At 38.9% G+C, this 8155-nt stretch carries 6 protein-coding genes, 8 tRNA genes and 2 rRNA genes; all 16 read right to left on the reverse strand.

Features of this window, described 5'->3' with window-relative positions:
* Window positions 1-244: 244 nt before the first annotated feature.
* On the reverse strand, window positions 245-1594 hold the full coding sequence (gene glmM, locus J2S08_RS18315) for a phosphoglucosamine mutase (protein ID WP_307232139.1): 1350 nt from the start codon (window positions 1592-1594) through the stop codon (window positions 245-247).
* Between the two features lie 36 nt (window positions 1595-1630).
* Window positions 1631-2890 carry a CdaR family protein gene (locus J2S08_RS18320; RefSeq protein WP_307232141.1) on the reverse strand — a complete coding sequence of 420 codons (1260 nt, stop codon included), beginning with the start codon at window positions 2888-2890 and terminating at the stop codon, window positions 1631-1633.
* Window positions 2883-3710, reverse strand: a complete 828-nt coding sequence (gene cdaA, locus J2S08_RS18325; RefSeq protein ID WP_307232143.1) for a diadenylate cyclase CdaA — start codon at window positions 3708-3710, stop codon at window positions 2883-2885. The genes J2S08_RS18320 and cdaA overlap by 8 nt, the downstream gene beginning before the upstream one ends.
* Window positions 3711-4050: 340 nt before the next feature.
* Window positions 4051-4665: an anti-sigma factor family protein gene (locus J2S08_RS18330; RefSeq protein ID WP_307232145.1), complete on the reverse strand. Its 615-nt coding sequence runs from the start codon at window positions 4663-4665 to the stop codon at window positions 4051-4053.
* A 16-nt stretch (window positions 4666-4681) separates the two neighbouring features.
* Entirely contained in the window at window positions 4682-5245 is a 564-nt protein-coding gene (gene sigW, locus J2S08_RS18335; RefSeq protein WP_307232146.1) for an RNA polymerase sigma factor SigW, read from the reverse strand.
* Window positions 5246-5760: 515 nt separating this feature from the next.
* Window positions 5761-6657 carry an arginase gene (gene rocF / locus J2S08_RS18340; protein WP_307232148.1) on the reverse strand — a complete coding sequence of 299 codons (897 nt, stop codon included), beginning with the start codon at window positions 6655-6657 and terminating at the stop codon, window positions 5761-5763.
* Window positions 6658-7058: 401 nt separating this feature from the next.
* Window positions 7059-7131, reverse strand: a tRNA-Lys gene (locus J2S08_RS18345).
* 6 nt (window positions 7132-7137) lie between these two features.
* Window positions 7138-7212: transfer RNA gene (locus J2S08_RS18350), tRNA-Gln, on the reverse strand.
* A gap of 12 nt (window positions 7213-7224) precedes the next feature.
* A tRNA-Tyr gene (locus J2S08_RS18355) sits at window positions 7225-7306 on the reverse strand.
* 38 nt (window positions 7307-7344) lie between these two features.
* Window positions 7345-7420 (reverse strand) — tRNA-Thr (locus J2S08_RS18360).
* Window positions 7421-7441: 21 nt separating this feature from the next.
* Window positions 7442-7517: transfer RNA gene (locus J2S08_RS18365), tRNA-Val, on the reverse strand.
* A 6-nt stretch (window positions 7518-7523) separates the two neighbouring features.
* Window positions 7524-7595 (reverse strand) — tRNA-Glu (locus J2S08_RS18370).
* Window positions 7596-7621: 26 nt separating this feature from the next.
* A tRNA-Thr gene (locus tag J2S08_RS18375) sits at window positions 7622-7694 on the reverse strand.
* A 2-nt stretch (window positions 7695-7696) separates the two neighbouring features.
* Window positions 7697-7771, reverse strand: a tRNA-Asn gene (locus tag J2S08_RS18380).
* Window positions 7772-7781: 10 nt separating this feature from the next.
* Window positions 7782-7897: ribosomal RNA gene (gene rrf / locus J2S08_RS18385) — 5S ribosomal RNA — on the reverse strand.
* A 167-nt stretch (window positions 7898-8064) separates the two neighbouring features.
* Window positions 8065-8155, reverse strand: a 23S ribosomal RNA gene (locus J2S08_RS18390); the annotation flags it as partial.

Genomic DNA, 8155 nt, shown 5'->3' on the forward strand with positions numbered 1-8155 from the left:
TTTACTTGTTCATATGCATCTATATTCGAAACAGGAGAGACTAAAACTCGCCTAATATTCATTTGAAGTCAGGTGGCTTGATTTCCACCTCTAACCCCCTAAGAGTTAGAAGCATCGATTCAGGATAAAAGAAAACTTCTTCATTTCAAGAAAAAGCGGTTTCCTTTTTTCAAGGAAGCTTGTGTAATAGCTGAGATTCTCAGTATGGGAAATCCCAACTAATGGAATTTACTCTAAAATACAGTTAATCGTCCAATCCCATTTCTTCTTTCACAACTTTTGTAATTCGTTCTACATAAATATTACAATCTTCAGGAGTAACCGCTTCTACCATGACACGCACTAGCGGTTCGGTACCAGAAGGACGGACAAGGACGCGGCCATTGCCTGCCATTTCTGTCTCTACTTGAGTAATGACTTCATTCACCCTTTTATTGTCCGTTACATGGTGTTTATCAGTAACCCGTATGTTCACAAGCTTTTGAGGGTATTTCGTCATTTCCTTAGCAAGCTCAGATAATGGTTTTTTTGTTTGCTTCATGATATTCACGAGCTGTAATCCGGTTAGAAGACCGTCTCCAGTTGTATTGTAATCAAGAAAGACAATATGGCCTGACTGTTCACCACCTAGGTTATAGCCGCTTTTTTTCATCTCTTCCACAACATAACGATCACCTACAGCAGTTTGAACACTCTTGACTTCGAGCTCTTCCAAAGCTTGATAAAATCCAAGGTTGCTCATTACAGTTGAGACGACTGTATCTGCTTTAAGGGTGCCTTCTTTTTTCATATACTTGGCACAAATATATAAGATTTGATCTCCATCAATCACATTGCCATTCTCATCAATTGCAATCAAACGATCTCCATCTCCATCAAACGCGAGACCAACATCTGCCTCTTTCTCTTTCACAAGTTGTGCCAAAGCCTCTGGATGAGTAGAACCTACACCATCGTTAATATTTAATCCATTTGGAGAATTGCCCATCGTGGATAAATCGCAATCTAAATCAGCAAATAAATGGGTTGCTAAGGATGATGTAGCTCCATGAGCACAGTCGAGAGCGACATGGATGCCAGAAAAGTCATCATCAACCGTTTGCTTTAAAAATTGCAAGTACTTTTGACCGCCTTCAAAATAATCATTAACTTGTCCGAGAGCCTCTCCAACCGGACGTGGAAGGTCATCTTGCTCTAGTTCTAATAACTTCTCAATTTCTGCTTCTTGTTCATCTGAAAGCTTATATCCATCTGGTCCAAAAAACTTAATGCCGTTATCTGGAACTGGATTATGAGAAGCTGAAATCATTACGCTTGCTTGTGCACCCAATGCTTTCGTCAAGTAGGCGACACCCGGAGTTGAAATAACACCGAGCCTCATTACCTCTGCTCCGATCGAGAGCAAGCCTGCAACTAGAGCCCCCTCTAACATATAGCCAGAAATTCTTGTATCACGGCCAATCATCACTTTTGGTCGTTGCTTATCTTTCGTTAACACATAACCGCCATAACGGCCTAACTTGAAAGCTAACTCAGGGGTTAACTCTGCGTTTGCAACGCCCCTGACTCCATCAGTTCCAAAATATTTACCCATACTTCATTTCGCTCCTTCTTCGATTAAGATCAGTGTTTAAGCACTGCTGCTTTCTTTTTCTATTAACCGAATTTTAGCTTTATTTTCCGATAATTTCCAAGAGATGCCATTTGGCGCTTTTACTTGCAAGTCTACTTCATGCTCTCCCAGTTCTAAGCCAGCTGCATTAAAAAATATCTCAATCTGCTCTGGCTGCAATCCTTTTACCAATTCGCTCAAGCCGCTTGCCTCCATGTCAACTTTGCCATCTGCTGGCTGAACAAATTGTAGTTCAAAATCATCTGTCACCCCTAGTCCATGAATAGCTAGGTTAGACAAAGTTCGAGTTTCTATAGGATCTTCTACTTCCGTTTTTACTACTTCTACCTTCACAGTCATTTTTTCAGGCTCTGTTTTATAGATTCCATTTGGGAGACTAATCGGGATTTCTAGATCTGTATCTTTGTCAATATTATTGACATCAACCTCCACTTGAATATTATCTAATTTATTTAATGCCTCTTCATTGCCAAAAAGGATCAGTTCTTTTGGGTTAAATGTGATGTTTTTAATTTGATAGCCTTCTTTTGGTAATCCTGTTTCTTTAATTCCTAAAGGAATTTTCTTGCTTAAACTGCGTACAGGAACCTTTAACCGTACGGATTGCGGCTCGACAACGACATCCAATTTATTTAAATCGCGATCAAGAACTTGCACTTTCGCTTCTCGAGTAAACGTGTTCTTCATCTCGCCGTTGACATTCAACGTTGCTTTTACAAAAGAGATTTTTTCAATAACGTCTTTTGCCCCTGTAACATTCACTGTTGCTGGTTCAACAATAGGTGAATCCGTTTCATACCCTTTAGCGACAACATTTTTGTTAATTTCTGCATCTACTTTAAATTCTTTGGTTACTTTCTCTTGTACAGACACTTCTATTTGAGAAGGATCTATTTTTACCTTCAGTTTATCTGATATATTTTGGTGTTCCATTCTTACTATTTGATTGCCAATCTGTGCATCGGCCAAATCAACAAATACTGTAAAGTCTCTTAGCGCTTTCGTTGATTGAACGATGCTTTTTGGGCCTTCTACGATAACGTTAACAGTATGTGGAACACCAGTGACAACGAGATTTTCTTCATCATAGTGAACTTCGACAGGAACATTTTGAATTGTTTCTGTATCACGCTGCTGTGTAAACCCATTTCTTCTAGTAATTTCTTGCTCATCAAAATTTACAGAGGTGTAAAGAAGTACAGCTAAAAGCATGGCAACGATTCTCATGAACCATTTACTGTCCATAAATTTATCCATTTTGCTTCTTCCCCCTCCTTAAAATTGATGAGGAAGCTTGTTTTGCTCTCATAGAAGCACTAAGCTCTTTCTCTAACATTTCTCGGAAAACATCTGTATCTAGGTCTCTGTGAAGATCGCCATTTTTTGTAATCGATACACTGCCAGTTTCCTCCGAAACAATAATCGTCAAGCTGTCTGTCACTTCACTTATACCCAATGCTGCCCGATGTCTTGTACCCAATTCCTTAGAAATAAAAGGGCTTTCTGATAAAGGCAAATAACAAGCTGCTGCAGCTATTTCTTTTTTTTGAATGATGACAGCACCATCGTGCAACGGTGTATTAGGAATGAAAATATTAATGAGAAGCTCAGATGATATTGTAGAGTTCAGTGGTATCCCTGTCTCAATATAATCGCTCATTCCTGTTTCTCTCTCAATTGAAATTAAGGCGCCTATCCGCCTTTTCGCCATATAATTAACAGATTTAGTAATGGCTTCAATAATATGCTTTTGCTCTTCCTCTTCTTGAGTGCCTGACCTTGAGAATAGTCTACCTCGTCCCAATTGTTCAAGGGCACGACGAAGCTCTGGTTGAAAAATGATAATGACAGCAATAGACCCCCATGTCAATGCTTGTTCCATCATCCAACTTAACGTGTGGAATCCAAGAAAACCGCTCAAACTTCTTACAATAATAATGACGAATATTCCTTTTAAAAGTTGCACGGCTTTTGTTCCACGGATGACCATAATGAGTTTGTAAATTACGAACCATACCAGGAATATATCAACGATATTGGAAAGATAGTCCAATATTGTGAAGTTTGCAAACGGCATCGTTTATCCTCCATTTTTTTTTTCATCACAGCCGTACAAAGCGAATGCTTTTTAAATAATCAGCTGGGTACGCTCTCCCCTTCTGATTCCTTTTTCTTAGTTTAAAATCCTCTTTATATGAGATAGCTTTTATATTATAGCATATTTCATATAAAGGTTAAAAAGAAGACTGATTGTTAAATGTTAGCGATTCTTATTATAATGGTCATACATGGTTGTTTTTAAGCAAAAAAATACAGCTGTGAGCTGTATCATTATTTTTATCTAAAAGTCCGCTTTTTTTGAAAAACGGACTTTTTTTAAACATAATGAAATTCAAAAAACACGAAAATAGTTGTTTTTAATCAATTAATTCAACAACCTCTTTCGCTGTGCTCTTCATTTTATACCATATCCAATCAAATATTTGATTGATGGTCTCAATTTCACCTGTCACATTGCCGGCAGAAGCCATGTACTTTTCTCCATTAATAACAGTGATATCACCTTGAACTTCTCCCTCGATTCGGATATCGCCATTTTTTACAACAATATCACCTTTAATTACTTCACCCTCGGGAACGATAACCGTATGATTTTCCACTACCAGATTAGGCTGCTTAGTAAATGAAAAGTTTGGATCTTTTGACCATGAAGAAACCATACTTCCTGCCATCAAAACGATGAACAGAGAAGCAGCAACAAGAAATGGATGATGACGCAGCCAGCGGTTCATCCCAACTTTTTTCTTTTCTTTAGGCAATCTTGCCATTACGCTTTGGGTAAAGCCAATTGGAGCCTCTATGTTGGCAGTACTTTTGACGAAAGCAATTGTTTTTTTCAGTTCATGAAAGTGCTTTTGACAATCTTCACATTTCTGAAGATGTTCCTTTAGCAACTGTTCATGCTCATAAGAAATTTCGCCATCTAAATAGTCATGCATATAGAGAACAATTTCGTTAGGACAAGGTTTCAATTTCCTTTCCTCCTTCTTAAATATGCTGAAGTTGTTTCCGTAAAGCTTCTCGTCCTCTATGAATTCGGGTTTTTACGGTCCCTAGCGGCAAGTCTAAAACAGCACTTATTTCTTTTAAGGAAAGCTCTTCAATATATCGTAAAACGATAACCGATCGATATTTTTCTGGTAATTTTAGTATCTCTTCCTGAATCATATCCTGTAATTCCATCGTTTCCACTTGTGCAATAGGAAGCTTTTCATCACTTGCTATCTGGGAATACATCGTTAATCCTTCTGTGCCTGCAATTTCCGCATCTAAGTAATAGTCAGGTTTCTTTTTACGTATTCGATCAATACAAAGATTAGTCGCAATTCGATACAACCAAGTCGAGAATTTCCGTGATTGATCAAATGTTTGGATATTTACATAAGCGCGTATAAAAGCCTCCTGTGATATATCTTCTGCTTCATGACGATTTCCAAGCATTCGAAAACAAATTTGAAAAACTTTATCTTTATATAAATCGACGATTTCTCCAAAAGCGTTTTGATCACCTTTAAGGACTTGCATTATTCTCTTTTTTACAAGTGTGTCCATTCTGTCCCCTACCCTCCGCTCTATGCGGCTATACATTTTTACGAATATATAGCAAAAAGGTTTCAAAAAAAAATTATTCCATTTACCATCCTATCAGATTTAAAGTGATCATTGTTTGATTTCTATAAAAAAATAGTATTTACCAGTAACTTCTTTAAAACAAAAGTCGAATTCTCATTAGGAAAATAAAGTGAAACTTCCATCAGTGGGGGTTCTCTCATCCCCCACTGATGGTTAGTTGAACCAATCGGACATTTACTGGCAGTTATCCCCACCTAGACTTCTTCGAGTCCTCTTACTCCCCGAGGTGGGGGTCTCACTGCCAGTTAGATGTGGGATAAAGACGATATCGTTAAACTTCCGTCAAAGCATCAGCTTTTCTGCAATTTGAATAGAAAAAAAGGCGCTGCCGAAATAAATGGATCGGCTTCGCCTTTATATAGTGAATATAAGGAAAACTAAAGGAATGCTTTATTTCTAAATGGAGATTAGCTGCTTTTGATAAATCCAGTCAATTATAAGAGCTTTTCACCAAATAGCGATCCCATTAATGCAACAGCAACTTTAGCTGTTTGGTTTTCCCTATCAAGAATCGGATTAATCTCGACGAACTCAGCGGAAGTGATTAAATGAGACTCTGCTAGCATCTCCATTGCTAAATGACTTTCACGATAACTTATCCCGCCTAAAACAGGGGTTCCAACTCCTGGAGCATCGTTAGGGTCTAGGCCATCTAAATCAAGGGATAAATGGACGCCATCAGTTCTATTTTTTAAATAATCGATTGTTTGCTCCATCACCTGTGCCATTCCTAAGCGATCAATTTCATGCATGGTATACACTTTTATATTGTTTTCTTTAATAAATTCTTTTTCTCCATCGTCCAAATCCCTAGCCCCTATCACCACAACATTCTCTGGTTTTATTTTCGGGGAATATTTTCCTATTTCTGTAAGAGACGGGTGTCCATATCCTAGACTGGCTGCCAAGGGCATGCCGTGAATGTTGCCACTTGGCGAAGTATCTGCAGTATTTAAATCACCATGGGCATCGTACCAAATAACACCTAATTCTTTATAATGCTTGGCAACACCAGCTAATGTACCAATTGCAATACTGTGATCTCCACCAAGCACTAGAGGAAATCTATTTTGTTGAATAATGCCATCTATTTTTTTAGCTAGCCGCTCATTCCCCTCAGCAACCGCTTTCAAGTTTCTAAGATTATTAGAAGAGTCATGACCTCGATCCGCTGCGCCAATTTCTATATCTCCAATATCTTTTATTTCATAGCCAAGCTTTTCTAGTCGTTCTACTACACCCGCATACCGAATCGCACTAGGGCCCATATCTACACCTCGACGCATTTGCCCTAAATCCATTGGTACTCCAACAATTGATATTTTTTTGATCATCATGACAAACCTCCTACACTGCTCCTTGTTTCATTTTAGAGGATTTTTTCATCCACATTTGAAAGAAGGATCGTTCTTTTTACACATCACAAACGTGTCACTATTCAATTCATAAATACTGCAAGCTTCATATAAAGAATATATTAGCTAAATAAGCATACAACCCTTGACCTGTATCAAAATTTGAAGGGAAGTCTGGAAAAAGTAAAATAATATGATCGAAGATGTAATAATGACAGTTCCTTTTTATATTGTAATCAATTTTACGATGATGACTCAACTGGACAATATTTTGTATATATATACAAGAATATTAGAAAAACAAGGCAACAAGAATGTTTTGTATGCACAAAAAAAGTGTTCTAAAAGCAATTTTTTGCTTTAGAACACTTTTTTGATGAGCCATGAAGGACTCGAACCTTCGACCCTCTGATTAAAAGTCAGATGCTCTACCACCTGAGCTAATGGCTCTTTTTATGGCTGGGCTAGCTGGATTCGAACCAACGAATGACGGAGTCAAAGTCCGTTGCCTTACCGCTTGGCTATAGCCCATTTATATTAGGATGGAGGGGGACGGATTCGAACCGCCGAACCCTGAGGGAGCGGATTTACAGTCCGCCGCGTTTAGCCACTTCGCTACCCCTCCATATTATTAATGAAAATATGAAGTATTTTTTAAAAAAATGGTGCCGGCCAGAGGACTTGAACCCCCAACCTACTGATTACAAGTCAGTTGCTCTACCAATTGAGCTAGGCCGGCATCTGTCATTTATGATAAAGATGGTGGAGGATGACGGGATCGAACCGCCGACCCCCTGCTTGTAAGGCAGGTGCTCTCCCAGCTGAGCTAATCCTCCAAAAGATGACCCCTACGGGATTCGAACCCGTGTTACCGCCGTGAAAGGGCGGTGTCTTAACCGCTTGACCAAGGGGCCGCTATGTATGTATATCCATTTATGTAAGCTTCCAACCGGGCTCGAACCGATGACCTCTTCCTTACCATGGAAGTGCTCTACCTGCTGAGCTATGGAAGCAATGGCTCCGCAGGTAGGATTCGAACCTACGACCGATCGGTTAACAGCCGATAGCTCTACCACTGAGCTACTGCGGAATATTAAAAAGCCCGGCAATGTCCTACTCTTGCGGAGGGAAATCCTCCACTACCATCGGCGCAGAGAAGCTTAACTGCCGTGTTCGGGATGGGAACGGGTGTGACCTTCTCGCCATAATTACCAGACTTTCTTATGCTCATTTAACTTAAATAGCTATATGATTTTTTGAAGCCTGTATTACAATATATCTTATTATAATTACTTTTAAAGATTTTTCAAGAGAAAAATGATAAATTTATTCTCTCAAAACTAGATAGTGGAGAAATGGTAAAAACCGGAAAATATTACTATATAGGTTAAGTCCTCGATCGATTAGTATCTGTCAGCTCCATGTGTCGCCACACTTCCACCTCAGACCTATCAACCTGATCATCTTTCAGGGA

This window comes from Bacillus chungangensis, assembly GCF_030812995.1.
In the GTDB taxonomy this organism is placed as follows: Bacteria; Bacillota; Bacilli; order Bacillales; family Bacillaceae_C; genus Bacillus_CF; species Bacillus_CF chungangensis.

What these genes read in the sequence shown, in the direction of transcription:
- glmM (WP_307232139.1), bottom strand. Translation starts at nt 1,594, where the DNA reads ATGGGTAAATATTTTGGAACTGATGGAGTCAGGGGCGTTGCAAACGCA.
- J2S08_RS18320 (WP_307232141.1), bottom strand. Translation starts at nt 2,890, where the DNA reads ATGGATAAATTTATGGACAGTAAATGGTTCATGAGAATCGTTGCCATG.
- cdaA (WP_307232143.1), bottom strand. Translation starts at nt 3,710, where the DNA reads ATGCCGTTTGCAAACTTCACAATATTGGACTATCTTTCCAATATCGTT.
- sigW (WP_307232146.1), bottom strand. Translation starts at nt 5,245, where the DNA reads ATGGACACACTTGTAAAAAAGAGAATAATGCAAGTCCTTAAAGGTGAT.